The 21,531-nt window shown below is 62.5% G+C and carries 26 protein-coding genes; 14 read left to right on the plus strand and 12 right to left on the minus strand.

The features are described 5' to 3' along the window. Positions 1 to 123: 123 nt before the first annotated feature. The 3 genes from ACWPW0_RS13550 to loiP all read left to right on the plus strand — a co-directional run bounded on the left by ACWPW0_RS13550 (position 124) and on the right by loiP (position 4,445). Positions 124 to 1,881: an N-acyl-D-amino-acid deacylase family protein gene (locus tag ACWPW0_RS13550; protein WP_447592284.1), complete on the plus strand. Its 1,758-nt coding sequence runs from the start codon at positions 124 to 126 to the stop codon at positions 1,879 to 1,881. A gap of 282 nt (positions 1,882 to 2,163) precedes the next feature. Next, positions 2,164 to 3,510: a class II 3-deoxy-7-phosphoheptulonate synthase gene (locus ACWPW0_RS13555; protein ID WP_447592286.1), complete on the plus strand. Its 1,347-nt coding sequence runs from the start codon at positions 2,164 to 2,166 to the stop codon at positions 3,508 to 3,510. Between the two features lie 182 nt (positions 3,511 to 3,692). Continuing rightward, on the plus strand, positions 3,693 to 4,445 hold the full coding sequence (gene loiP, locus ACWPW0_RS13560; RefSeq protein ID WP_447592288.1) for a metalloprotease LoiP: 753 nt from the start codon (positions 3,693 to 3,695) through the stop codon (positions 4,443 to 4,445). A gap of 56 nt (positions 4,446 to 4,501) precedes the next feature. Here the strand turns inward: loiP and ACWPW0_RS13565 are convergent, their stop codons facing one another. Genes ACWPW0_RS13565 through ACWPW0_RS13580 form a run of 4 tightly spaced genes read right to left on the minus strand, consistent with a single transcriptional unit; the run spans position 4,502 to position 7,432 of the window. Beyond that, on the minus strand, positions 4,502 to 5,710 hold the full coding sequence (locus tag ACWPW0_RS13565; RefSeq protein ID WP_454255576.1) for a winged helix-turn-helix domain-containing protein: 1,209 nt from the start codon (positions 5,708 to 5,710) through the stop codon (positions 4,502 to 4,504). Between the two features lie 17 nt (positions 5,711 to 5,727). After that, the gene (locus ACWPW0_RS13570) at positions 5,728 to 6,213 is read right to left on the minus strand and encodes a DUF3291 domain-containing protein (protein ID WP_454255577.1); all 486 of its coding nucleotides are present in this window, start codon (positions 6,211 to 6,213) and stop codon (positions 5,728 to 5,730) included. 28 nt (positions 6,214 to 6,241) lie between these two features. Beyond that, a complete protein-coding gene (locus ACWPW0_RS13575; RefSeq protein ID WP_454255578.1) occupies positions 6,242 to 7,177 on the minus strand; it encodes a DMT family transporter in 936 nt (311 codons plus the stop codon). A 30-nt stretch (positions 7,178 to 7,207) separates the two neighbouring features. Further along, positions 7,208 to 7,432 carry a DUF1127 domain-containing protein gene (locus ACWPW0_RS13580; protein ID WP_454255579.1) on the minus strand — a complete coding sequence of 75 codons (225 nt, stop codon included), beginning with the start codon at positions 7,430 to 7,432 and terminating at the stop codon, positions 7,208 to 7,210. A gap of 96 nt (positions 7,433 to 7,528) precedes the next feature. Here ACWPW0_RS13580 and ACWPW0_RS13585 point away from each other — a divergent pair, with 96 nt between their 5' ends. Continuing rightward, positions 7,529 to 8,383 (plus strand): LysR substrate-binding domain-containing protein, encoded by an 855-nt coding sequence (locus tag ACWPW0_RS13585; RefSeq protein ID WP_447592297.1) that lies wholly within the window; start codon positions 7,529 to 7,531, stop codon positions 8,381 to 8,383. Between the two features lie 13 nt (positions 8,384 to 8,396). On the opposite strand, the gene ACWPW0_RS13590 is transcribed toward ACWPW0_RS13585, so the two are convergent. Then, entirely contained in the window at positions 8,397 to 9,149 is a 753-nt protein-coding gene (locus tag ACWPW0_RS13590) for a sulfite exporter TauE/SafE family protein (RefSeq protein WP_454255580.1), read from the minus strand. A 99-nt stretch (positions 9,150 to 9,248) separates the two neighbouring features. Between ACWPW0_RS13590 and ACWPW0_RS13595 the strand changes: the two genes are divergently transcribed. Beyond that, positions 9,249 to 10,208 (plus strand): LysR family transcriptional regulator, encoded by a 960-nt coding sequence (locus ACWPW0_RS13595; RefSeq protein ID WP_447592301.1) that lies wholly within the window; start codon positions 9,249 to 9,251, stop codon positions 10,206 to 10,208. Between the two features lie 58 nt (positions 10,209 to 10,266). Here the strand turns inward: ACWPW0_RS13595 and efp are convergent, their stop codons facing one another. Both efp and earP read right to left on the minus strand, forming a co-directional pair. After that, a complete protein-coding gene (gene efp / locus ACWPW0_RS13600) occupies positions 10,267 to 10,842 on the minus strand; it encodes an elongation factor P (RefSeq protein WP_447592303.1) in 576 nt (191 codons plus the stop codon). A gap of 35 nt (positions 10,843 to 10,877) precedes the next feature. Beyond that, the gene (gene earP / locus ACWPW0_RS13605; RefSeq protein WP_454255581.1) at positions 10,878 to 12,029 is read right to left on the minus strand and encodes an elongation factor P maturation arginine rhamnosyltransferase EarP; all 1,152 of its coding nucleotides are present in this window, start codon (positions 12,027 to 12,029) and stop codon (positions 10,878 to 10,880) included. A gap of 130 nt (positions 12,030 to 12,159) precedes the next feature. On the opposite strand from earP, the gene ACWPW0_RS13610 reads away from it, so the two are divergent. From ACWPW0_RS13610 to ACWPW0_RS13635, 6 genes are all read left to right on the plus strand, one after another. Continuing rightward, complete coding sequence (locus ACWPW0_RS13610; RefSeq protein ID WP_454255582.1) at positions 12,160 to 12,516, plus strand: hypothetical protein; 357 nt, start codon at positions 12,160 to 12,162, stop codon at positions 12,514 to 12,516. Between the two features lie 109 nt (positions 12,517 to 12,625). After that, a complete protein-coding gene (locus tag ACWPW0_RS13615) occupies positions 12,626 to 13,195 on the plus strand; it encodes a TetR/AcrR family transcriptional regulator (protein ID WP_454255583.1) in 570 nt (189 codons plus the stop codon). Positions 13,196 to 13,249: 54 nt separating this feature from the next. Then, the gene (locus tag ACWPW0_RS13620) at positions 13,250 to 14,095 is read left to right on the plus strand and encodes an SDR family NAD(P)-dependent oxidoreductase (RefSeq protein ID WP_454255584.1); all 846 of its coding nucleotides are present in this window, start codon (positions 13,250 to 13,252) and stop codon (positions 14,093 to 14,095) included. 41 nt (positions 14,096 to 14,136) lie between these two features. Further along, positions 14,137 to 14,991 (plus strand): SDR family NAD(P)-dependent oxidoreductase, encoded by an 855-nt coding sequence (locus tag ACWPW0_RS13625; RefSeq protein ID WP_454255585.1) that lies wholly within the window; start codon positions 14,137 to 14,139, stop codon positions 14,989 to 14,991. 3 nt (positions 14,992 to 14,994) lie between these two features. Further along, on the plus strand, positions 14,995 to 15,672 hold the full coding sequence (locus ACWPW0_RS13630) for an NAD-dependent epimerase/dehydratase family protein (RefSeq protein ID WP_454255586.1): 678 nt from the start codon (positions 14,995 to 14,997) through the stop codon (positions 15,670 to 15,672). Between the two features lie 135 nt (positions 15,673 to 15,807). Next, positions 15,808 to 16,749, plus strand: coding sequence for a class I SAM-dependent methyltransferase (locus tag ACWPW0_RS13635; RefSeq protein ID WP_454255587.1), 942 nt, complete (start codon positions 15,808 to 15,810; stop codon positions 16,747 to 16,749). A 60-nt stretch (positions 16,750 to 16,809) separates the two neighbouring features. On the opposite strand, the gene ACWPW0_RS13640 is transcribed toward ACWPW0_RS13635, so the two are convergent. The 5 genes from ACWPW0_RS13640 to ACWPW0_RS13660 all read right to left on the minus strand — a co-directional run bounded on the left by ACWPW0_RS13640 (position 16,810) and on the right by ACWPW0_RS13660 (position 20,127). Further along, positions 16,810 to 16,998 carry a DUF1289 domain-containing protein gene (locus ACWPW0_RS13640; RefSeq protein WP_454255588.1) on the minus strand — a complete coding sequence of 63 codons (189 nt, stop codon included), beginning with the start codon at positions 16,996 to 16,998 and terminating at the stop codon, positions 16,810 to 16,812. 24 nt (positions 16,999 to 17,022) lie between these two features. Next, positions 17,023 to 17,799, minus strand: coding sequence for an SMC-Scp complex subunit ScpB (gene scpB, locus ACWPW0_RS13645; RefSeq protein WP_454255589.1), 777 nt, complete (start codon positions 17,797 to 17,799; stop codon positions 17,023 to 17,025). Next, positions 17,800 to 18,498: a segregation and condensation protein A gene (locus ACWPW0_RS13650; RefSeq protein WP_454256740.1), complete on the minus strand. Its 699-nt coding sequence runs from the start codon at positions 18,496 to 18,498 to the stop codon at positions 17,800 to 17,802. It lies immediately after the preceding gene. A 113-nt stretch (positions 18,499 to 18,611) separates the two neighbouring features. After that, positions 18,612 to 19,244 carry an L-threonylcarbamoyladenylate synthase gene (locus ACWPW0_RS13655; protein ID WP_454255590.1) on the minus strand — a complete coding sequence of 211 codons (633 nt, stop codon included), beginning with the start codon at positions 19,242 to 19,244 and terminating at the stop codon, positions 18,612 to 18,614. A 13-nt stretch (positions 19,245 to 19,257) separates the two neighbouring features. Continuing rightward, on the minus strand, positions 19,258 to 20,127 hold the full coding sequence (locus ACWPW0_RS13660; protein ID WP_447592322.1) for a PHP domain-containing protein: 870 nt from the start codon (positions 20,125 to 20,127) through the stop codon (positions 19,258 to 19,260). A 65-nt stretch (positions 20,128 to 20,192) separates the two neighbouring features. Here ACWPW0_RS13660 and ACWPW0_RS13665 point away from each other — a divergent pair, with 65 nt between their 5' ends. From ACWPW0_RS13665 to ACWPW0_RS13675, 3 genes are read left to right on the plus strand one after another with little or no spacing between them, the layout of a single operon-like run. Next, on the plus strand, positions 20,193 to 20,783 hold the full coding sequence (locus tag ACWPW0_RS13665) for a septation protein A (protein WP_454255591.1): 591 nt from the start codon (positions 20,193 to 20,195) through the stop codon (positions 20,781 to 20,783). A 1-nt stretch (position 20,784) separates the two neighbouring features. Further along, positions 20,785 to 21,084 carry a YciI family protein gene (locus ACWPW0_RS13670; RefSeq protein ID WP_447592326.1) on the plus strand — a complete coding sequence of 100 codons (300 nt, stop codon included), beginning with the start codon at positions 20,785 to 20,787 and terminating at the stop codon, positions 21,082 to 21,084. Between the two features lie 34 nt (positions 21,085 to 21,118). Then, on the plus strand, positions 21,119 to 21,529 hold the full coding sequence (locus ACWPW0_RS13675; RefSeq protein WP_454255592.1) for a translation initiation factor 2: 411 nt from the start codon (positions 21,119 to 21,121) through the stop codon (positions 21,527 to 21,529). The last annotated feature ends 2 nt before the right edge of the window (positions 21,530 to 21,531 follow it).

Here is a 21,531-nt window from a genome sequence, read left to right on the forward strand (position 1 = left end):
AAGGCAAAAGCAGGCGAAAAGGCGGAGTTTACGAGCTGTAAATGAGCACTTTGAGCCTGCTTTTAACGCCGCGATGGCAACGCAGGTAGTTTTTCAACGGCCTACAGCCCCCTGGAGCCTGATATGAGCTACGACATCATCATCAAGAACGGCCTGTACTTCGACGGCAGCAACCAGCCAGGGCAACCACGGCATATCGGCATCAAGGCCGGGCGGATCGACGCGGTCAGCCTCAGTCCACTGGATGAAAGCGGCTGCACCGAGGTACTGGATGCCCGTAATCGCTGGGTCACGCCGGGCTTCCTGGAAATCCACTCGCACTACGATGCCGAAGTGATCGCTGCACCGGCGCTGAAGGAATCCGTGCGCCACGGCGTGACCAGCGTGACCATCGGTTCCTGCTCGATCAGCATGGTGCTGGCCGACGCCGAAGACTGCTCGGACCTGTTCACCCGCGTCGAAGCCGTACCGCGCGAATACGTGCTGCCGATCCTGCAGGAGAAGAAAACCTGGCGCGACGCCGCCGGCTACCGCGCGTTCTACGACCAACTGGCGCTGGGACCGAACGTCAGCTCGTTTCTCGGCCACTCCGAACTGCGCGTGGCAGTGATGGGCCTGGAGCGCGCCACCAGCAAGGTGACACCAACCGAGACTGAATTGCAGCGTATGGAGCAATTGCTGGAAGAAGCGCTGGACGCCGGTTGCATCGGCCTGTCGGTGATGACCACGCGCCTGGACAAGATGGACGGCGACCGCGCCTGGTCCAGCCCGCTGCCCTCGACCTTCGCCACGTGGAAGGAGTTCTCCCGCCTGTTCGCCATCCTCCGTCACCGTGGCGCGGTGATGCAGGGCGCGCCGAACGCGGTGACCAAGGTTAACGTGTTCGCCTTTCTCTGGCAGGCCCACGGCTGGTTTCGCACGCCGCTCAAGTGCTCGATGCTGACCGCTCTGGACCTCAAGTCGCAGCCGCTGTTGCACCGTTTCACCCGCTTCTCCGGCTGGCTGGCCAACCGCGTACTTCGCGGCAACTTCCGCTGGCAGACCCTGCCGGCACCGTTCACCCTGCGTCTTGAAGGCCTCAACGTGAACGCCTTCGAGGAATTCGGCGCTGGCGAGATCCTGCGCAATATCAAAGACCCGGACGAGCTGTACGCCAAGGTGCTGGAGCCGGAGTTCCGCGCCCTGTTCAAGAAGCAGGTCAAGGCCATCCTCACCAAGGGTCTGTGGCACCGCGACTTCTCCGATTGCTGGGTAACCGAATGCCCGGACGCCAGCCTGGTCGGCAAGAACTTCAAGCAACTCGGCCAAACCCGTGGCCTGGATGCGGTGGACGCCTACTTCGAGCTGGCCTGCCAGTACCGCGAAGCGCTGAAATGGACTACCTGCTACGGCAACCAGCGCCTGCCCGTGATGCACAAGCTGCTGTCCAGCCCCTGGACCCAGCCGGGCTTCGCCGACTCCGGCGCGCACCTGCGCTCCATCGCCCAGTACAACTTCCCGCTGCGCTTTCTCAAGTACGTACGCGACGCACAACTGGCCGGCACGCCGTTCATGGAGCTGGGCCAGGCGGTGCACCGTTGCAGCGGTGAATTGGCCGACTTCATCGGCGTCGACGCCGGCTACATCCGTGTCGGCGACCGCGCCGACCTGGTGATCGTCAACCCCGAAGGCCTGACCGACGAGCTGGACGCCATCAGCGAAGCACCGATGGAGGTCCTCGGCCTGGAACGGGTGGTCAAGCGCAACGACGAAGCGGTGGACGCCACCCTGATCAATGGCCGCATCGCCTACCGCCGTGGCAGCGAATACCCGCATGAGCTGGGCAAGCAGCAAGGCTTCGGACAGTTCCTCGCCAGCCACGACGTATCGCCGCGCACATAAGACCTCACTGGCGGTCGCACCTTACGATCAGCGGCCTCAACGGCCGACAGCGACCGGCTCTTGTTGCAAACGTAGGGTGGATCGCGCTTCACCGCTCCACCAAGCAACGCCATTGGTGGATGAATAGCGCGTCATCCACTCTACATCTAACACTGGGTTTATCTCGTCGGGGCACCGCAGCACACCCCATATACAGCGCCTCTATCACCGCCATCGCTTACCGAAGCAGCGCCATGAGGGGTAACATGCGGCCTGCCTGAATAGCCCATAGCCGAGAACCCGATGTCGCACACCTGGAGCCCCGAAAGCTGGAGAAGCAAGCCGATCCAGCAGCAACCGATCTATCCCGACCTCGCCCATTTGCAGCGCGTCGAGCAAACGCTGGCCGGTTATCCGCCGCTGGTGTTCGCCGGTGAGGCACGTGAGTTGCGCCGCCAGTTCGCCGAGGTCACCCAGGGCCGTGCGTTTCTCCTCCAGGGCGGCGACTGCGCCGAAAGCTTCGCCGAGTTCTCCACGCTGAAGATCCGCGACACCTTCAAGGTGCTGCTGCAGATGGCCATCGTCATGACCTTCGCCGCTGGCTGCCCGGTGGTGAAGGTCGGGCGCATGGCCGGACAGTTTGCCAAGCCGCGTTCGGCCAATGACGAAACCATCGACGGCGTGACCCTGCCCGCCTACCGTGGCGACATCGTCAACGGCATCGGCTTCGACGAGAAAAGCCGCGTACCGGACCCGGACCGCCTGTTGCAGGCCTACCACCAGGCCACCGCCAGCCTCAACCTGCTGCGCGCCTTCGCCCAGGGCGGCTTTGCCGATCTGCACCAGGTGCACCAGTGGAACCTCGACTTCATCGCCAACTCGGCGCTGGGCGAGAAGTACAGCCAACTGGCCGACCGCATCGACGAGACCCTGGCCTTCATGCGTGCCTGCGGCATGGACAGCGCCGCTCAAGTACGCGAGACCAATTTCTTCACCGCCCACGAAGCACTGCTGCTCGGCTACGAACAGGCCTTCGTGCGCAAGGACAGCCTCACCGGGGGCTGGTACGACTGCTCCGCACACATGCTGTGGATCGGCGACCGTACCCGTCAGCTCGACGGTGCCCATGTCGAGTTCCTGCGTGGCGTCGGCAACCCAATTGGGGTCAAGGTCGGTCCCAGCATGGATACCGACGAGCTGCTGCGCCTGATCGACATCCTCAACCCGGAGAACGATCCCGGCCGTCTCAACCTGATCGTGCGCATGGGCGCCGACAAGGTCGAGCAGCACATGCCGCGTCTGGTGCGCGCCGTGCAGGGCGAAGGCAAGCAGGTGCTGTGGAGTTCCGACCCCATGCACGGCAACACCATCAAGGCCAGCAGCGGTTACAAGACCCGCGACTTCGCGCAGATCCTCGCCGAGGTGAAGCAGTTCTTCGCCGTGCACCAGGCCGAAGGCAGCTATGCCGGTGGTATCCATATTGAAATGACCGGTCAGAACGTCACCGAATGCATCGGCGGGGCTCGTCCGATCACCGAAGATGGCCTGTCGGATCGTTACCACACTCACTGTGACCCGCGCATGAATGCCGACCAGTCCCTGGAACTGGCCTTCCTGATCGCCGAAACACTCAAGCAGGTGCGTCGCTGAGGCACTCCCGGTAAAGTGCGCCCGCGCGTTTTACCGGCAGATCTCACGGAGTGAGACCTGTGTCAGCGACCCCGAGAGTCGCTTGCCCGAAAATCCCGCGCCATCGAAAACCGGGGACTGTTCCGTGTGAACAGCCCCCATCCTCTCAGCATGACCTCGTTTATCCTCAAGGACCGATACCCATGAAATTGCAGTTCTCCCTCTCCGCCATCGCCCTCGCCACCCTGCTTGGTGGCTGCCAGAACATGTCACCGGACGACATGTTGCAGACCGGGATGATGGCCATGCAGGCCGCCACACTCAGCGATGCCGAGGTGAAAACCATGGCCGACGAAGCCTGCGTACAGATGGACCAGCAAGCTTCCATCGCTCCGCCTAGCAGCACCTACAGCAAGCGCCTGGACAAGATCGCCTCCGCCCTCGGCAACCAGGTCAACGGCACACCGGTCAACTACAAGGTTTACCTCACCGATGACGTCAACGCCTGGGCCATGGCCAATGGTTGCGTGCGCGTATACAGCGGCCTGATGGACCTGATGACCGATAATGAAGTGGAAGGCGTACTTGGCCACGAGATGGGCCACGTTGCCCTCGGCCACAGCAAGAAGGCCATGCAAACCGCCTACGCCACCACCGTGGCCCGTAGCGCTCTGGCTGCCTCTGGCAACAGCACGGCCGTAGCCCTGTCCAGCTCGCAGCTGGGTGAGCTGGGTGAAAAACTGGTCAACGCGCAGTTCTCCCAATCCCAGGAAACCGCCGCAGACAACTTCTCCTTCGACTTCCTGACCAAGCGCGGCATCAAGCGTGACGGTCTGGCCAGCGCCTTCGACAAGCTGGCCCAGCAAGGCGGCGGTGAAAGCAGCATGTTCGACTCGCACCCGGGTGCGGCGTCCCGTGCAGCGCACATTCGCCAGCGCATCGCCGCTGAAAAGTAAGTGGAATTGACGGGGCTTCGGCCCCGTCTTGTTGTGCAGGAGCGCTCCTGCACACCTCAGCTCGGCAGCAGTGGCCGCAAGCGCTTACTCAACGTCGAAGAACAATTCAACGCCACGTGCGGCAACCCCAGCCAGGCAGCCAGCCGCTGCAGGTGTTCGGCCAGCGCCACCAGCGCCTCCTCGTCCAACCCCGCTTTTTCGCCATGTACTGCATGCACCGCCAGGCGCCCGTGTGCACGTTCGCTGCGCAGGTCGACCCGCGCCTTGAGCTGGTCGCCGTATAGAAACGGCAGCACGTAGTAGCCGTACACCCGCTTGTGGGCAGGCGTGTAGATTTCCAGCCGATAACGGAAGCCGAACAACCGCTCGGTACGCTCACGCTCCCAGATCAACGAATCGAAGGGAGACAACAATGCACTGGCCGTGACCTTCCTCGGTATACGCGGCTCACCCCGGCAGTAGGCAGGTTGCTTCCAACCCTCGACCTGCACCACCTGCAAGTCGCCCTGCTCCACCAGCTCGACCAGCCGTTCGCGGGCGTCGGCGCTATCCAGCCGGAAGTAATCACGCAGATCACGCGCCGTAGCCACACCCAACGCATCGGCGGAGCGCAGCAACAGTTGGCGTTGGGCTTCAGCCTCTTCCAGCACGACGTGATCACGTATCGCAGTGGGGATCACCCGTTCCGGCAGGTCATACAAACGCTCGAAACCACGGCGGCCAGCGACTGTCACCTCGCCAGCGGCGAACAGCCACTCCAGCGCATGTTTCTCCGCACTCCAGTCCCACCAAGGCCCGGCACGTTCGGTTCGCGTACTCAGGCTGCCAGCGCCGAGGGCGCCTTGCTCGCGCACGGCCAGCAACACTCGGCGGATCACCTCCTGTTGCTCGCGGCCGAAGTCGGCAAGCTGACGATAGATACCCTGCCCATTCGCCGCCCGCTGCATGCGCCAGCGCAACAGAGGGTACAGATCAAGCGGCAACAGCGAAGCCTCGTGCCCCCAGTACTCGAACAACGCGCGCTGACGCGGCGTGCCCCAGGCCAGCTCATCGAGCTGTGCGGGGTCGTAGTGACCGAGACGGGAAAAGGCCGGCAGGTAGTGCGAACGCACGAGGGCGTTGACCGAATCGATCTGCAACACACCCAGTCGCTCGATTTGCGCCCGCAGTTGACGCTGCTTGATCGGGGCGTTGGGCGCTCGAGCAAACCCCTGGGCACTGAGGGCCAGGCGGCGGGCTTCGGTCTGGGATAATGAGCGGGTCATGCGCGATGCTAACAGGACTACCGGGATTCCGGCTCGAGCTGCCGGGGAGTGATTCTCTGGTCCGGTGCGGCAAACGGCTGGCGAAAACTGAACGCCTGCTCACTAGCACCCTGTTCGCGCAGCAATGCCAAACGCTCAGCCGCCTCCTCGACGCCCGGCAGATGCCCGACCGGCACCCACCAGAGCACCATGTGTGTCTCGCCAACCTTGTCGAACCATTCCCGACGGCGCTTGAGCATCTCGGTGTGGGCGGACTTGTAGACGTAATCGCTCAGCGACTGCACATCACGCCATACCGACAGGTTGACCAGCACCTCTGCACCGAACGGACGGATCGCCGTCGCGTCCCCGGCCTCGTCCTGCAGGCGCCAGACATAACCAGGCGAAGCCTCGGCCAGGGCATTGATACGATCAAGGTTGGCCACGAAATCCGCCATACCTGGCGCTTCCAGCGGCTCTTTCATGGTGGCGATATTCAACTGGGCGAGTTGGTAAGCAGACATCCACATTCCTCTGTTATCAGGTTTTCCATCAGGCTGCCGGGCGCCAGGCGGCCAACTGCTTGCGCAGCCAGACATGATTACTGACCAGCATGATGCCGAGCAGGACCAACACCGCGCCCACCACGAAATTCAAACTCAATGGCTCATCGAGAATCAGCACGCCGAAGGTCACGCCAAACAGCGGTGTCATGAAAGAAAACACCGCCATGTTCGACGCCAGGTAGCGGCGCAGCAGCCAGAACCAGGTCAGGTAGCTGATGAACGACACCACCACGCCCTGCATCAGCACACTGCCGATACTGATGGGCGTCCAGCGCAGCGGACCGAGTTGCCCGACCGCCGCGGCATACCCCAGCAACAGCACGAAAGCGACGAAGAGTTGATAGAACAGGGTCAGCGTCGGCGGCGCCTCGGACAACCGCGAACGGCGCACCACGACCGTACTAGCTCCCCACGCCATGCCTGCCAGCAGGCCGAAGGCATCGCCGAGCAGCATGCGCCGGTCCATCTCGGCCCAACTCATCCCGGCCCCGAACGCCACGGCAATGCCTGCGAAACACAGGCCGATGCCCAGCCACTGCAACGTCCGCAGCCGCTCGCTGGGCAGCAGCAGGTGCAGGCCGAGCGCGGAAAAAATCGGCGCGGTGTAGAGAAACACGGCCATGTGCGATGCCGAGGTGTATTGCAGGCCACGGGCGATGAAAAAGAACTCCACCGCGAACAACCCGCCAGCCAGCAGGCCGCCCATCCAGGTGATCCCCAGCCAACCGTGCCAGTCACGCTGCCAGAGCATCAGCAAGCCCACCAGCAAGGCTGCGATCCCCGAGCGCAACGCCACCTGCATCAAGGGGGCGATATCCGGCGCGGCCAGCTTGATCGCCACCTGCTGCACACCCCAAATGGCGCACAACAACAGCATCACTTGAAACAGGAACAAATCGGCGCCCTTGCGCGCAGCAATCATGGTGCAACTCCAGTCAGCCTGTTCATCAGGTCAGTTTTTGCAGGGATCATCCCAGAACGGACGACGACTTTCCTGCTCGACATCGGCACGGCTCAGGCCAATGTCCTTCAACGCATGCTCATCAAGCGCGGCCAAACGTCGGCGCTGCTCGGCCAATTGCCACCAACGCCGAAGCTGCCGCCATAGAACGGCCACGGGCTGCAGGCCCCGCTCGGTGCCCGCGCCCACACCTGCATAACCAGTCGAACCTTTCATCTGTGCGCCCTCCTCTGGGGTTGGCGCCAGTCTCCTGCCAGGATTAAGATCAATCCAACGAATGTTTCTTATGAAATCCATCTTGGAGATTGATGTATGGCCAATTATCCCAGCATCGATACCGAACTGCTGCGCAGCTTCGTCGCCATTGCCGATCTGGGCGGGTTCACCCGCGCAGCCGAGGCCGTCAACCGCACGCAATCGGCCATCAGCATGCAGATGAAGCGCCTCGAGGAAGATGTGCTGCAGCGCTCGCTGTTCCAGCGCGACGGTCGCCAGGTACGCCTGACCGTCGAAGGCCAGGTGCTACTCGGCTTCGCCAGGCGCATCCTCAAACTGCATGGCGAGGTACTCAACACCCTGCGCGAGCCGCACATGGTCGGCTCGGTACGCATCGGCACGCCAGATGACTACGTGATGCGCTTCATGCCGGGCATTCTCGCGCGCTTCGCCCAGTCCTACCCGCTGGTGCAGGTCGAACTGCACTGCGAGCCGTCGGGGCAGTTGCTGCAGCGCCAGGATCTGGACCTGACTATCGTCACCCGTGAGCCAGGCAAGGAAATCGGCCAGTTGCTGCGCCAGGAACGCTTCGTCTGGGCCGAGGCCAACGGTTTCAGCCCGCACGAACAAACGCCGATCCCCCTGGCCATGTTCAACGCCGACTGCTTCTGCCGGGCCTGGGCCTGCAACGCCCTGGATGCCATGGAGCGCGAATACCGCATCGCCTACACCAGCCCCAGCCTGTCGGCGATCTTCGCCGTGGTCAGCGCCGGACTGGCGGTGACTGCACAGTTGCAGAGCCTGATCACCCCGGACATGCGCATCATCGGCGCAGCCGAAGGACTGCCGGAATTGCCGATGACCAGCATCGTGCTGCTACGCAATGCCCGCGCTCAGTCCCAGGTCACCGAAACCCTGGCGGAACACATTGTCGAAGGCTTTCGCCCCTGACAGGACACCACGCTTATTGCCAGGCCAGCCCTGCCGCGCAAAACAGGAGAAAGCCGCAGAACAGGCTGCGCAACAAGGTATCGGGCAGCGCATGAGCAATGCGTACGCCCCAGCTGATACTAAACAGCCCGCCGCACGCCAGCGCCAGCCCCATGCCCCACTCGACCTGGCCATGGGCGGCAAAGGTGGCCAAGGTCACGCCCGTGCTGGGCAACGCCATCACCAGGGACAAGCCCTGCGCCACCACCTGGGTCATGCCGAACAGGCTGGTCAGTACCGGTGTGGCTATGACTGCAGCCCCCACACCGAACAGACCGCCGGCCATTCCGGAGAAGGTGCCCAGCACCGTCAACTGACCGATGCTGGGCTCACGCCGTGCAGCCCCAGCCAACGCCGGGCGATAAAGACGCCAACCGTTATAAGCAGCCAAGGCCAGCAGAAAGCCGACGAACAGCCAGCGCATGACATTCGATGGCAGGGTCGCGGCGATATTGGCGGTCACCAGCGCCCAGATGAAGCCAGAGGCCGCCAGGGTGCCACCCCAACGCCAATTGATGCGGTTGCGCTGGTTATAACGCCACAAGGCCAACATCACGTTCGGCACCACCATGACCAGCGCCGTGCCCTGGGCAACATGCTGATCCAGCCCGAACAGCACACCCAGCATCGGAATCGCTATCAAGCCTCCGCCAATGCCGAACAGGCCGCCGATGGTCCCCAGGCACAAACCTAGGCCGATGTTGATCAGTACGTCACTCAGCAGCATGTAACCCTCCCCACGAAGGCAGCCATGCTAATCGTCAGCACTTGGAACGGAAGCGCACAAACAGGCACAATGGCTGTGCCATAAACGCACAAGACTGCCATGAATCCCAAACAGCTCAGTGATCAGCTCGACCTGTTCCTCGCCGTGCTGGAAAGCGGTAGCTTCTCCGCCGCCGCCCGTCAGCACCAGCTCACCCCCTCTGCCGTAGCCCGGCGCATGGACAGCTTGGAGCAGGCCATCGGCACCACGCTGTTCCTGCGCAATACCCACGCCGTGCGCGCCACACCGGCGGGCATCGCCTTCGCCGAACGCAGCCGACGGATTCTCGACGAACTTCACCTGGCCCGCGCCGAGGCCGTTTCCCTGAGCAGCGCTCAGGAGGGCCTGATCCGCATCGATGCGCCGAGCCCATTCGGCCGTCGCCACCTGGCCCCGGCGATTGCCGACTTCCTCGCCCTCAACCCTGGCCTCGACGTGCAGTTGCGTTTGATCGACAGCTTCATCGACCCGGATGGCGAACACCTGGGCGAAGTCGATGTGGTCATTCGCATCGGCTCGATAAACGACAGTCGCCTGGTCGCTACCCCGCTCGCCTCGATGATGCGCATCGCCTGCGCCAGCCCGGCTTATCTGCGGCAGCGCGGCGCACCGCTGTCGCCGAAGGAGCTCATCCAGCACGACGGTCTCGACTGGGACACCCTGGGTCCGGCCTATGCCTGGCGTTTCTCGCTGGAGGGCAAGCTCCAGCTTTGCCGCCCCGGCCGCCTGCGCATGACCAGCAACAACTGTGAAACCCTGCTCTATGGCGTGTGCAACGGCCTGGGAATCGCCCACCTGCCAACCTGGCTGGCCAGCGAGTACCTGCTGCGCGGTGAGCTGCAGCCCCTGTTCTGCGACAACGGCCTGCCTGCGGTGGAGCCCAGCAGCATCTACGCCTTGCGCCTGGAACGGGAAACCAGCCCGCGAGTACGCCTGCTGCTGGCTTTTCTCAGTGAACGCTTCGGCCACCCGCCACCGTGGGACCAGGCCCTGCACCAGCGTCTGCCGATCGGCAGCTGAAACGAAAAAGCCCGGCACATGGCCGGGCTTTTTCTGACTCGCGGTACAGGCGGAAGGCTTAAGCCTGCGGCGCCTGGGTGCGGCCTTTGTAGGAACCGTCGCGGGTGTCGATTTCGATCCAGTCGTCGATGTTGCAGAAGTCTGCAACCTTGACTTCGGTACCGTTGCCCAGCTTGGCGGGTTTCATCACCTTGCCGGACGTGTCGCCACGGGCAGAGTTCTCGGTGTAGGTGATCTGGCGAACGATAGTGGTCGGCAGGTCAACGGAGATGACTTTGCCTTCGAAGAAAACGGCTTCGCAGACGTCGGTCATGCCTTCTTCGATGAACGGCAGAACGCTTTCCAGATCGTCAGCGCGCAGCTCGTAGGAGTTGAACTCCGGGTCCATGAAAACGTAGTCGGTGCCGCTGATGTAGGACAGGGTCACTTCCTTGCGCTCAAGGATCACCGGCTCCATCTTGTCGTCAGCTTTGTAAACCGTCTCGGTCTTGGAACCGTTGATCAGGTTCTTCAACTTCATCTTAACGATGGCGCTGTTACGACCGGATTTGGTGAATTCGGCTTTCTGGATCAGCCAAGGTTGGCCGTCAATCAGGGCCACACTGTTGGGCTTCATTTCTTGTGCGGTTTTCATACGAATTATCCGGATTTAGATGGAGATACGAATTTCTAGGCCGCGCATGATAGCCAATTTCGGTAAAACTGTACCAGCGCCGTCGCAAGATCAGGCCGCGACGCTTGTTCTGCCGACCACCGTTCGGCGTGCGCGCGCAACTCTGGCCAGGCCGCCTGCACGGCTTGCCAATGCCGCACGAACACCTCGCCATCGCCCTGATTCCAGGCCAGGCCCAGCCCCGTCAACGCCTGTTCCAGCGCTACCGGCAGACCTTGGCGATACCGCGCGGTAAAGGCTTCGAGCTTTTCCAGGTGAGCATCTTCGTCCTGCTTGTAGATATGCCAGAGCAAGGGCCGCCCCGCCCATTGCGCCCGCACGAAGGAGTCCTCGCCGCGCACCGCGTTGAACTCGCACGCCCACAGCAATCGGTCGTAATCCGCCTGGGGCATGAAGGGCAACACGTGGATATGCAGGTGGCCACGCTGCCAGCTATCGCCCGGCGCAGTTGTTTCTGTACCGAGCCAGTGCTGCAGATCCGCCTGAATACGGCCTGCCGGCACCAGCAACTGGGTGACTTGTTCAGCCGTCACCAGCGCGTCCAGCCAGGCAGCCAGCGCCGGGTTCTCATAGGCGAATAATGAAACCAAGCGGGCGCCGGGCAACGGCTGCACGCCTAGCGCCTGCAGAAATATACGACGCTCTTCGACATCAGCCTGAAACGCCTGGCGCTGCGCCAGCAGGTCACGCTCGCGCAGCAAGCCACCCGTGCCAGCAGCAAAACCCGGGAAGAAGAAGAACTTCTGCAACCCATTGGCCTGGGGCGATGGCAGGCCATGGCAGCCTTCGACCCACTCCTCGGCACTCAGGTATTCCAGGTTCAACCACAGCGATTTGGAACTGCGCCGTACCATGGCCGCCTCGAAGGCGGCGGGCACCTGACAGGCAAATGCCTCGACAACAACATCCCCCGGCTCGACCGGCTGCCAGTCACGCGACCAGAAGCGAACCTCGACGCCTGCATGCCATTGGCTGGCGACATGGGGATCGACAGCCGGGCACAAACGCTGGAAGGCCTGCAGATCGTCCACCCACAAGCGCACGGCCAGCCCATGCTCGGCCACCAGTTGCCGGGCCAGGCGCCAGGTCACCCCGATATCGCCGTAGTTATCCACCACGGTGCAGAAAATGTCCCAACGGGCCTGCATTCATCACCCCACAAACAGCAATCCGCGCACCTTAAAGGCTATGTCGGTCGATAGAAAGCCCAGCGCTGGCGCAATGAACCGAGCGCAGCAAGAATGACTCCAACACCCGAACCCGCCACGAGGACGTCCCATGGCCAATCGCCCGCGACACCGCGCCCTGCCCATCCGCTTCAGCTTCTGGAAACTGGCCCTTGGCGTAGCACTCGGCATCTGGCTGGGAGGCCTGGCTTTTCTGCTCACCTGCGGGCTGATCTACAAGGTCTACATGAACCAGCAATTCCCGCCCTTGCCGGTAAACGCCTCACCCAGCACAGCCCCTGTGCCCGATGCCAGCCAGCAGATGTTCGATCAATACCGGCGCAATCAGGAAAAGCTGCAGGGCCGTACTGGCACAGACAGCCCGCAATGCCAGTTCTGGCAGGAACAGAACGAAGCCCGTCCTACAGCCAAAACGCGAGACAATATCGCCCATTACTGCGCCGAGTGATGCGTTTGAAAAGCAAACCATGACAGGGCAAATCATCGAACTGCTTGCAAGCTCGGCGCATCCTCATTAATAATTGAGTGATTAATCAGTCTTTACTCAGGTAATCGTCATGGCCCGCCCCCTCAGCCCGGAGAAGCAACAGGCACTGCTGCAAGCAGCGGCCTTGGCCGTGGCCGAACAAGGCGTGCTGGCAACCACCTCGAGCATTGCCAAACGCGCCGGCGTCGCTGAAGGCACGCTATTCACCTATTTCGAGAACAAGGATGCCCTGCTGCAGGCAGTGTACCTGCACCTGAAGCAAGGTTTGTGCGACTCGCTGATGCCTGCCTATCCACACGATGCCGACCACCGGCAGCGTCTGGAACACGTATTCCAGGGCTATGTCGGCTGGGGCCTGGCTTATCCTGATGGACGCTCGGCGGTAGCCAGACTGGCTGCCTCGGGGCTGATTGCCGAGGATACCCGCAACCAGGCTGGCGAGCCCTTTCTGGCGATATATCAGATGCTCGAGGATGCGGTGCAGCAGCGCGTGCTGGTGCAGGCGCCCATTGCCTTCTTGTCCTCGATGATCGAACGCATCGCCGATATCACCATTGAATACATCGGCCTGCATCCGGACGAGGCCAAGCACTACCGCGAACTCGGCTTCGGCATGTTGTGGAAGGCACTACGGTTCTAATTTTCGCCCCTTAAATGATTGATTAATCACTTTCCTATAAACAGGAGTACTCAAATGTCCAAATCCAAATGGTTTATCACAGGTGCTTCTGGCGGCCTCGGCCTGGCTTTGAGCCAGAAATTACTGGCCGCCGGCCACCCGCTCGTTGCCGCTGTGCGCCGACCGGAAGCCCTGCAGCAACTGGCTACGCAGTATCCACAGCTGCTGCAGGTGGAGCAGGTGGATGTCACTGACCGCCAGCAAGTACAGGCAGTTGCCGCACGGCATCAAGACGCCGAAGTGGTGGTCAACAATGCAGGCGGGGCCGTGATCGGCGCGATGGAAGAACTCAGCGAGGCCGATATCCAGCAGCAACTGACGCTGAACCTGCTGGCACCGATTCAGCTCACCCGCGCCTTCCTGCCATCCATGCGCGCGCGCCGTAGCGGCACCTTTATCCATATCAGCAGCATTGGCGGCCGCGTTGCCTTCGCCGGTGGCGCGCTATACCACGCCGCCAAGTTCGGTCTGGAGGGCTTTGCCGAGTCGATCAGCCAGGAAGTCGCCGAGTTCGGCATCCGGACCCTGATCATCGAGCCCGGCTCGATCAAGAGCGACTTCGTTGCCAATATCCGCTGGACCGAGGAAACCGAGGCCTACCGGGACGCAGCGGTTGGCCAGCTGCGCCGCTGGATTCAGCAACACGGCGATGACAACACATCGGGTGACCCGCAGAAGATGGCCGATGCCATCTATCGGGCCAGCCAGCTACAGGCACCGCCGCTGCGCACCGCCCTCGGCGTGGATGCATTCGAGGTACTGCAGGGTGGCTATGGTCGCGCGCTGGAGGCGCTGCAGGCGCAGCGGGAAATCGCCCAGAGTGTCGCCCTGCCCGGCAAGAGCGGTTTCGTTCCGCAATAAAGCATTGCGCTATTCCAACTTACTCATTGAAGGTGAATCCTATGTCCCAAGTCTGGTTGATCACCGGTGCCGCCCGCGGCCTGGGTCGTGCCATCGTCGAAGCCGCCCTGCAAGCTGGCGACCGCGTGCTGGCCACCGCACGCGATACCTCACAACTCACTACCTTGCTGGCCGACCACAGCGAACAACTGGCCACGTTCGCCCTTGACGTCACTGACGAACTCCAGGCACAACAGGCCGTGGCCGAAGCCCTACGCCGCTTCGGACGCCTCGATGTCCTGGTCAACAATGCCGGCTATGGCCAGATCCAGCCCTTCGAGCACGTTTCCAGCGACGACTTTCGCGCGCAGATCGAGACCAACCTGTTCGGTGTGGTCAATCTGACCCGAGCAGCAATCGCTCCAATGCGCGCTCAGGGCTACGGCAGGATCTTCCAGGTGTCCTCGGCCGGCGGGCGCATCAGCAGCCCGGGCCTTGCCGCCTATCAGGCTGCGAAATGGGCTGTTGGTGGTTTCAGCGATGTCGTCGGCAAGGAGCTCGTCGGCTTCGGCATCCAGGTTTGCACCCTGGAGCCCGGCGGTATTCGCACGGACTGGGGCCAGCAGGCACGCACCACCCTGCAGGACCTGCCGCCGGACTACCAGGAGTCGCTGGGAGCCTTCAAGGCATTGATCGACAGCTATGTGGGTAATGAAAAAGGCGACCCCGCACGCATTGCTCGCCTGCTGGTGCACCTGAGCCGCAGCAGCGAGCAGCTACCTGCCCGCCTGCTGCTGGGCTCGGACGCCTGGCAATACGTGCAAGCCGCGGAACAAGCCCGTAGCGCCGAGGCGCAACACTGGCAGCCGCTAACCCTGGCCGCCGACTTCGGCGCTGCCGAGCCAACGGAGGCCTGAGCCATGCGTATCGTTCTAGTGGGTGCCAGCGGCATGGTTGGCCAAGGTGTGTTGCGCGCATGCCTGGCAGCCGAGGATGTCAGCGAGATCATCCTGCTCGCTCGACGCCCTTTGCCGGAGGTCACAGACCCACGCCTGCGCACCGTCATCGTTGCCGACCTGGCTGACTTTCAGGCCAGTGCCTCCGAATTTGCAGCAATCGATGCCTGCTTCTTCTGTGCCGGAGTTTCCGCCTTCGGCATGAGCGAAAGCGAGTACCGCGCGATCACCTACGACCTGACCCTGCATGTGGCCACGCAACTGCAGCAGCACAGCCCGCAGCTAACCATGGTCTATGTCTCCGGCGCAGGTGCCGATAGCAGCGAACAGAGCCGCAACATGTGGGCACGGGTCCGTGGGCAGACCGAAAACGCCTTGCTGCAATTGGGCTTGCCGCGAGTGGCGATCTTGCGTCCAGCGCTGATCGTGCCGGAAGACGGTATACGCTCGCGCACTGCAGGCTATCGACTGTTCTACGCGGTGCTACGACCCTTTCTGGGGCCACTGCGACGATTGTTTCCCGGCAGCGTGCTGACCACTGGGGTGATTGGCCGCGCCATGCTCAACGCAGTGCGCCATGGCGTGCCGCAAGCGGTACTGGCCCCGCGGCAGATCAACCAGTTGGCCGAGGCTCATGGATAAGACGGCCCCTGCCGGCCAAGCCGGCAGGGGGTGCTCACAACGGCTGTACCGGCTGGACGGTCCTCGCTATCTCCAGAGCAGCTTTTGCGTAAAGCTGGGTTTAGAATGCGCCGCCCGCAGCCTCGATCCGCCCACATGAACCTCGACGCCATTGCCCTGCTCCGCCAGCATCTGCTTACCGCTCTCGATGCCCAACCCAGCCAGACACGCCGCCTGTTTCATGGCCGTGGACGGCTCTGCGCAGGGCTAGAGCACGTCACGGTCGACTGGCTGCAAGGAATTCTCTGGGTTGCGCTGTTCAGGGAGCCGGATGAGCAGGCACTGCCTGCCTTGCTCGACATGCTGCGCACACTACCAAGCGAGCCAGCCTGGCAACGCAGCCAGGCGCATACGCTGGCAGTGCAGCAACGTTATCTGCCGGACAGCGCCACCCAATGGCTGCATGGCGAAGCCGTCGAGGAGTGGCAGATCGACGAGGATGGCCTGCGCTTCAAGCTCGACCTCGGCAAGAAGCAGAACAATGGGCTGTTCCTCGACATGCGCCATGGCCGCAACTGGGTACAGGCCAATGCTCAGGGCAAGCGTGTGTTGAACCTGTTCGCCTACACCTGCGGGTTTTCAGTGGCAGCGGTGGCCGGTGGTGCCGAGCTTGTGGTCAACCTCGACATGGCCAAGGCCGCCCTGAGCCGTGGCCGTGACAATCATCGCCTGAACCAGCATGACCTCAGCCGCGTGAGCTTTCTCGGGCATGACCTGTTCAAGTCGTGGGGCAAGCTGAAAAAGCTCGGCCCCTACGAGCTGATCATCATCGACCCGCCCTCCTTCCAGAAAGGCAGCTTCGTGCTGACCAGCGACTACCAGAAAGTCCTGCGGCGCCTACCTGACCTGCTCACCGAACACGGCAGTGTCCTGGCCTGCGTGAATGACCCGGCCATCGCCCCGGACTTCCTGATCGCCGAAATGGCCCGTGAAGCGCCTGAGCTGAGCTTCAGCCAGCGCCTGGAAAACCCGCCGGAGTTCGTCGATATCCACGCCGATTCGGCCCTCAAGGCCCTGGTCTTTACCCGCAACGCCTGAAGACACGGCACTGAATGAATGTAGCCAGCGGGTACGCATGACACACCCTACATGCTCGTTCTAGCGGGACTTGCGCCGACCGCTGACCTGCAGCGCCAACAGGCGCAGGTCTGCTTCGGCCAGCAAGGCTCGGCGTTCGGTCTTATCGAGTTTCTTCCACTGCTTGATTTCGCGCTTGCTGCGCCCGCAGCCGACGCAGATATCCTGGTGGAATTCACAGACCTTGATGCAGGGATCCTTCTCGCTCATTGCCCTTGCACCCCGCCTCAATAATCAGTGCCGGGTTTCGTCCGGGTCAGGCAAACCGGCTTCCATTGCTTCGGCCTCGTCTTCCGCCTCTGGCAAATCGTCGAAGTCGGTCTTCAGGCCCTGTTCCATGGTGTCCAGTTCGGCCAGCAGGCTGCGGAAGCTGGTCTCGTCGCGTGGCTCGGCGGGGGCTTCTTCGGCATCCGCACGGGCCTGCAGGTCGGCCGGTACCGGCGCATCATCGTCCAAGGCCAGCATGGGCTCCGGCTCCAACTCACGCAGGGCGGCCAGGGTTGGCAACTCATCCAGGTTCTTCAGGTTGAAGTGGTCGAGAAACTGGCGGGTGGTGGCGAACATGGCCGGCTTGCCCGGCACATCGCGATACCCCACCACGCGGATCCACTCGCGCTCCATCATTGTCTTGACGATCTGGCTGTTGACCGCCACGCCCCGGATTTCCTCGATCTCGCCACGGGTAATCGGCTGCCGGTAGGCAATCAACGCCAGGGTCTCCAGCATCGCTCGCGAATAGCGCTGTGGGCGTTCCTCCCACAAGCGCCCGACCCAGGGCGAAAAGCGCTCGCGCACCTGCAGGCGATAACCGGACGCCACTTCCTTCAGCTCGAACGCGCGCCCCTGGCACGACGCGGCAAGAATGCTCAATGCATCGCGAATCGTCGCCAGCTCAGGCCGCTCGGCTTCGTCGAACAGCTCGCTGATACGCTCCAGCGACTGCGGCTTGCCGGAGGCCAGGAGAAAGGCTTCCAGCAGGGAAGCCAGGTCATTGGGATCGCTCAGGTTCATCTATTCGGCTCGGGCACGGACGTGGATGGGCGCAAAGGGCTCATTCTGCACCAGCTCCACCAGAGATTCCTTGATCAGTTCGAGCACCGCCATAAATGTCACCACCACGCCCAGCCGCCCTTCTTCGGCAGTGAACAGCGTGACGAATGGCACGAAGGCGCCGCCCTTGAGGCGCTCCAGCACATCGCTCATGCGCTCGCGGGTAGACAGCACCTCACGGGTCACCTGGTGGCTCTCGAACATGTCGGCACGCCGCAAGACCTCGGCCATCGACAGCAGCAGCTCTTCCAGGCTGACATCTGGCAACAGCTTGCGCGCTCGGGCCTCGGGCGCGTCGAGGCGCGGCACGGTGAGATCACGGCCAACCCGCGGCAGCTCGTCCAGATCCTCGGCAGCGGCCTTGTAGCGCTCGTATTCCTGCAGACGCCGAATCAGCTCGGCACGTGGGTCGTCTTCTTCATCCTCGGCTTCGGCCGAGCGCGGCAGGAGCATGCGCGACTTGATCTCGGCCAGCATCGCAGCCATCACCAGGTACTCGGCAGCCAACTCCAGGCGCACCGACTTCATCAGTTCGACATAGCCCATGTACTGCTTGGTGATCTCCGCGACCGGGATATCGAGGATGTCGATGTTCTGCTTGCGGATCAGGTAGAGCAAAAGGTCGAGTGGCCCCTCGAAGGCCTCGAGGAACACCTCCAGGGCATCCGGCGGGATATACAGGTCCAGCGGTAGTTCAGTGACCGCCTGGCCGTAGACCAGAGCAAATGGCAGCTCCTGCTGGGCACCCGCCTGGGCATCGGCGGTGGTTTCGCTCATGCGGCTTCACCACCGAATGGCACCGGGTCGCCGCAGCCGACGCGGATGACCTGCGGCTCGCCCTCGGCCAGGTTGACCACGGTCGACGCTTCCAGGCCGCCGTAGCCGCCATCGATGATCAAATCGACATGGTGCTCCAGCACCTGGCGCATCTCGTAGGGATCGCTCATCGGCAGCTCCTCACCAGGCAGGATCAGGCTCACGCTCATCAGCGGTTCGCCCAGTTCCTCGGTCAGCGCATGGGCAATCGGGTGCCCCGGGACGCGCAAGCCGATGGTGCGGCGCTTGGGGTGCAGCAACATGCGCGGCACTTCACGGGTCGCCCCGAGAATGAAGGTATAGGGCCCTGGCGTATGCGCCTTGAGCAGGCGGAAGGCGCCGGTGTCGACCTTGGCGAACAGGCCGATCTGCGACAGGTCACTGCAGACCAGGGTGAAGTTGTGCTTGTCGTCCAACTGGCGCAGGCGGCGGATACGATCCACCGCGCCCTTGTCGCCAACCAGGCAACCGATGGCGTAGGACGAGTCCGTCGGGTAGATGATCACCCCCCCGCCGCGGACGATCTCCACAGCCTGTTTGATCAGACGCGGCTGCGGATTTTCCGGGTGTACCTGGAAAAATTGACTCATGACCTCTCCCTGTTCAGAGGGCAGTAATGGAGGGGGGCTGGACATGATTGAAACGCTCCCACAAAGGTGGCAGATCGTCAGGCAATGGCCGATACATACCCAGCTCGGACCAATCGCCCGGTGCATGAAAATCGCTGCCCACACTGGCCATCAGACCGAACTCGCGGGCCAGAATCGCCAGGCTGCCAACTTGCTCGGCGGGCTGCAGGCCATTGACCACTTCCAATGCATGCCCGCCCGCCTGAATAAAGTCGGCAATCAGGCGGCGTCGCTTGCTACGAGTGAAGTCGTACTGCCACGGATGCGCCAGGCTGATCCAGGCGCGCGCCTCACGTAATGTGCCAACGGTCTGTTCAAGGCTTGGCCAGTGCTGCTTGACATCCCCCAACTTGCCCGAGCCGAGCCACTTGCGAAATGCCTCGGCGTGATCGCGCACATGCCCGGCGCGCACCATGAATTCGGCAAAATGCGGGCGCGCCGGCGCGTTGTTGCTGTCGCCCAGCGCCTGCTGCACCGCACGCGCGCCTTCCAACGCACCGACAATGCCCTTGGCCGCCAGGCGATGGGCGATTTCCTCGGCGCGCAGCCAGCGCCCCTGGTGCAGTTCGGCAATCGCCTGCTGCACGGAAGGCGCATCGGCGGCAAAGGCATAGCCCAGCACATGAATGGTTGCGCCACCCCAGGTGCAGGACAGCTCGATGCCGGTAATCAGGCGAATGCCCAGTTGCTCGGCCGTCTGCTGAGCCTCCGCCAGGCCCTCCAGCGTGTCGTGATCGGTCAGTGCCAGCATCTCCACGCCCCTTTCGTGAGCACGGGTAACGACAACGGACGGGGCGAGAACGCCGTCCGAAGCGGTGCTATGGCAGTGCAAATCAACTTTCATGGGGCCGCTTTCGTTGGTAATGATGTTTGTTATTATGCCGCGACATCCCGCTTCTGGCTGCCGCCGTGAAACAATTCATAGACTTCATCCCGCTGGTCCTGTTCTTCATCGTCTACAAGCTCGATCCCCGCACCCTCGACATTGCCGGTCAAAGTGTGGAGCTGGGAGGCATCTTCAGTGCGACAGCCGTGCTGATCATCAGTTCGGTACTGGTGTACGGCGCCCTGTTCGCCCTCAACCGCAAGCTGGAAAAAGGCCAGTGGCTGACCCTGATCGCCTGCCTGCTGTTCGGTGGCATGACGTTGGCCTTCCACAGTGAAACCTTCCTCAAGTGGAAGGCACCCGTGGTCAACTGGCTGTTCGCCCTGGGCTTCGCAGCCAGTCACTTCATTGGTGACAAGGTGCTGATCCAACGGGTCATGGGCCATGCCGTGAACCTGCCGCAGCACATCTGGACCCGCCTCAACCTGGCCTGGATCGTCTTCTTCATTTTCAGCGGTTGCGCCAACCTGTTCGTCGCCTTCACCTTTCATGAGTTCTGGGTCGACTTCAAGGTATTCGGCAGCCTCGGCATGACCGTGCTGTTCCTGGTCGCCCAGGGCGTCTACCTGGCCCGCCATATCCACGACGAAGCTCCCCAGCAAAGCAAGGACTGACATGCTCTACGCCATCATCGCCAGCGACGTGACCGACTCCCTGGAAAAACGCCTGGCCAGCCGCCCCGCTCACCTGGCCCGCCTGGAACAGCTGAAAAACGAAGGCCGGCTGATCCTCGCCGGCCCACATCCAGCCGTGGACAGCAATGACCCAGGCTCAGCAGGTTTTTCCGGCAGCCTGATCGTTGCCGAGTTCGATTCGCTCGCCGCCGCCCAGAGCTGGGCCGATGCCGACCCCTATCGCGCCGCCGGCGTGTATGCCAGTGTGCTGGTCAAACCATTCAAACGCGTTCTGCCCTGACCCATAACCATAAAACAGGAAACTGGAGTTCCTCATGCGCAAAGGTCCGTTGTCATTGCTTGTCACTACCTTGCTGTTCGCACCCCTGCTTTCAGCCGAAGAGGTGACTGCTACGGCAACACCGCCCGGCGCCACAGCCTCCAGCACCGAGACTCTGGTTACCCAGTTGCAGCAGCAACTGGCTGAAAGCGAACGCCTGCGCAATGAACTGCAAGCAGGTAATGGCGAGCAGGAAAGCGCCCTGCTCAGCCGTCTGCGCCAGGAAAACCAACGCCTGAAGATTCAGCTCAAGCAGGCTCAGGCGCAGAGCGAAGGTCCCTCGCAACAATTGCTCAGCCAGGAGCAGATGTGGTTCGCCGTCGGCGGTGGGGCCACGCTGCTGGCCTTCCTCGTGGGCGTATTTTCCAGCGGGCGTCGCAACAAACGTCATAGCCAGTGGGTGTGATC

Source organism: Pseudomonas sp. Marseille-Q8238, assembly GCF_965111915.1.

Excerpts from the sequence above, each read along its gene's own strand:
- ACWPW0_RS13575 (WP_454255578.1), bottom strand. The coding sequence starts at position 7,177 with ATGATTGCTGCGCGCAAGGGCGCCGATTTGTTCCTGTTTCAAGTGATG.
- ACWPW0_RS13550 (WP_447592284.1), top strand. The coding sequence starts at position 124 with ATGAGCTACGACATCATCATCAAGAACGGCCTGTACTTCGACGGCAGC.
- ACWPW0_RS13555 (WP_447592286.1), top strand. The coding sequence starts at position 2,164 with ATGTCGCACACCTGGAGCCCCGAAAGCTGGAGAAGCAAGCCGATCCAG.
- ACWPW0_RS13610 (WP_454255582.1), top strand. The coding sequence starts at position 12,160 with ATGGCCAATCGCCCGCGACACCGCGCCCTGCCCATCCGCTTCAGCTTC.
- ACWPW0_RS13580 (WP_454255579.1), bottom strand. The coding sequence starts at position 7,432 with ATGAAAGGTTCGACTGGTTATGCAGGTGTGGGCGCGGGCACCGAGCGG.
- loiP (WP_447592288.1), top strand. The coding sequence starts at position 3,693 with ATGAAATTGCAGTTCTCCCTCTCCGCCATCGCCCTCGCCACCCTGCTT.
- ACWPW0_RS13615 (WP_454255583.1), top strand. The coding sequence starts at position 12,626 with ATGGCCCGCCCCCTCAGCCCGGAGAAGCAACAGGCACTGCTGCAAGCA.
- scpB (WP_454255589.1), bottom strand. The coding sequence starts at position 17,799 with ATGAACCTGAGCGATCCCAATGACCTGGCTTCCCTGCTGGAAGCCTTT.
- ACWPW0_RS13585 (WP_447592297.1), top strand. The coding sequence starts at position 7,529 with ATGGCCAATTATCCCAGCATCGATACCGAACTGCTGCGCAGCTTCGTC.
- efp (WP_447592303.1), bottom strand. The coding sequence starts at position 10,842 with ATGAAAACCGCACAAGAAATGAAGCCCAACAGTGTGGCCCTGATTGAC.
- ACWPW0_RS13570 (WP_454255577.1), bottom strand. The coding sequence starts at position 6,213 with ATGTCTGCTTACCAACTCGCCCAGTTGAATATCGCCACCATGAAAGAG.
- ACWPW0_RS13630 (WP_454255586.1), top strand. The coding sequence starts at position 14,995 with ATGCGTATCGTTCTAGTGGGTGCCAGCGGCATGGTTGGCCAAGGTGTG.
- ACWPW0_RS13625 (WP_454255585.1), top strand. The coding sequence starts at position 14,137 with ATGTCCCAAGTCTGGTTGATCACCGGTGCCGCCCGCGGCCTGGGTCGT.
- ACWPW0_RS13675 (WP_454255592.1), top strand. The coding sequence starts at position 21,119 with ATGCGCAAAGGTCCGTTGTCATTGCTTGTCACTACCTTGCTGTTCGCA.
- ACWPW0_RS13595 (WP_447592301.1), top strand. The coding sequence starts at position 9,249 with ATGAATCCCAAACAGCTCAGTGATCAGCTCGACCTGTTCCTCGCCGTG.
- ACWPW0_RS13655 (WP_454255590.1), bottom strand. The coding sequence starts at position 19,244 with ATGAGTCAATTTTTCCAGGTACACCCGGAAAATCCGCAGCCGCGTCTG.
- ACWPW0_RS13635 (WP_454255587.1), top strand. The coding sequence starts at position 15,808 with ATGAACCTCGACGCCATTGCCCTGCTCCGCCAGCATCTGCTTACCGCT.
- ACWPW0_RS13620 (WP_454255584.1), top strand. The coding sequence starts at position 13,250 with ATGTCCAAATCCAAATGGTTTATCACAGGTGCTTCTGGCGGCCTCGGC.
- ACWPW0_RS13670 (WP_447592326.1), top strand. The coding sequence starts at position 20,785 with ATGCTCTACGCCATCATCGCCAGCGACGTGACCGACTCCCTGGAAAAA.
- ACWPW0_RS13640 (WP_454255588.1), bottom strand. The coding sequence starts at position 16,998 with ATGAGCGAGAAGGATCCCTGCATCAAGGTCTGTGAATTCCACCAGGAT.
- ACWPW0_RS13590 (WP_454255580.1), bottom strand. The coding sequence starts at position 9,149 with ATGCTGCTGAGTGACGTACTGATCAACATCGGCCTAGGTTTGTGCCTG.
- earP (WP_454255581.1), bottom strand. The coding sequence starts at position 12,029 with ATGCAGGCCCGTTGGGACATTTTCTGCACCGTGGTGGATAACTACGGC.
- ACWPW0_RS13565 (WP_454255576.1), bottom strand. The coding sequence starts at position 5,710 with ATGACCCGCTCATTATCCCAGACCGAAGCCCGCCGCCTGGCCCTCAGT.
- ACWPW0_RS13660 (WP_447592322.1), bottom strand. The coding sequence starts at position 20,127 with ATGAAAGTTGATTTGCACTGCCATAGCACCGCTTCGGACGGCGTTCTC.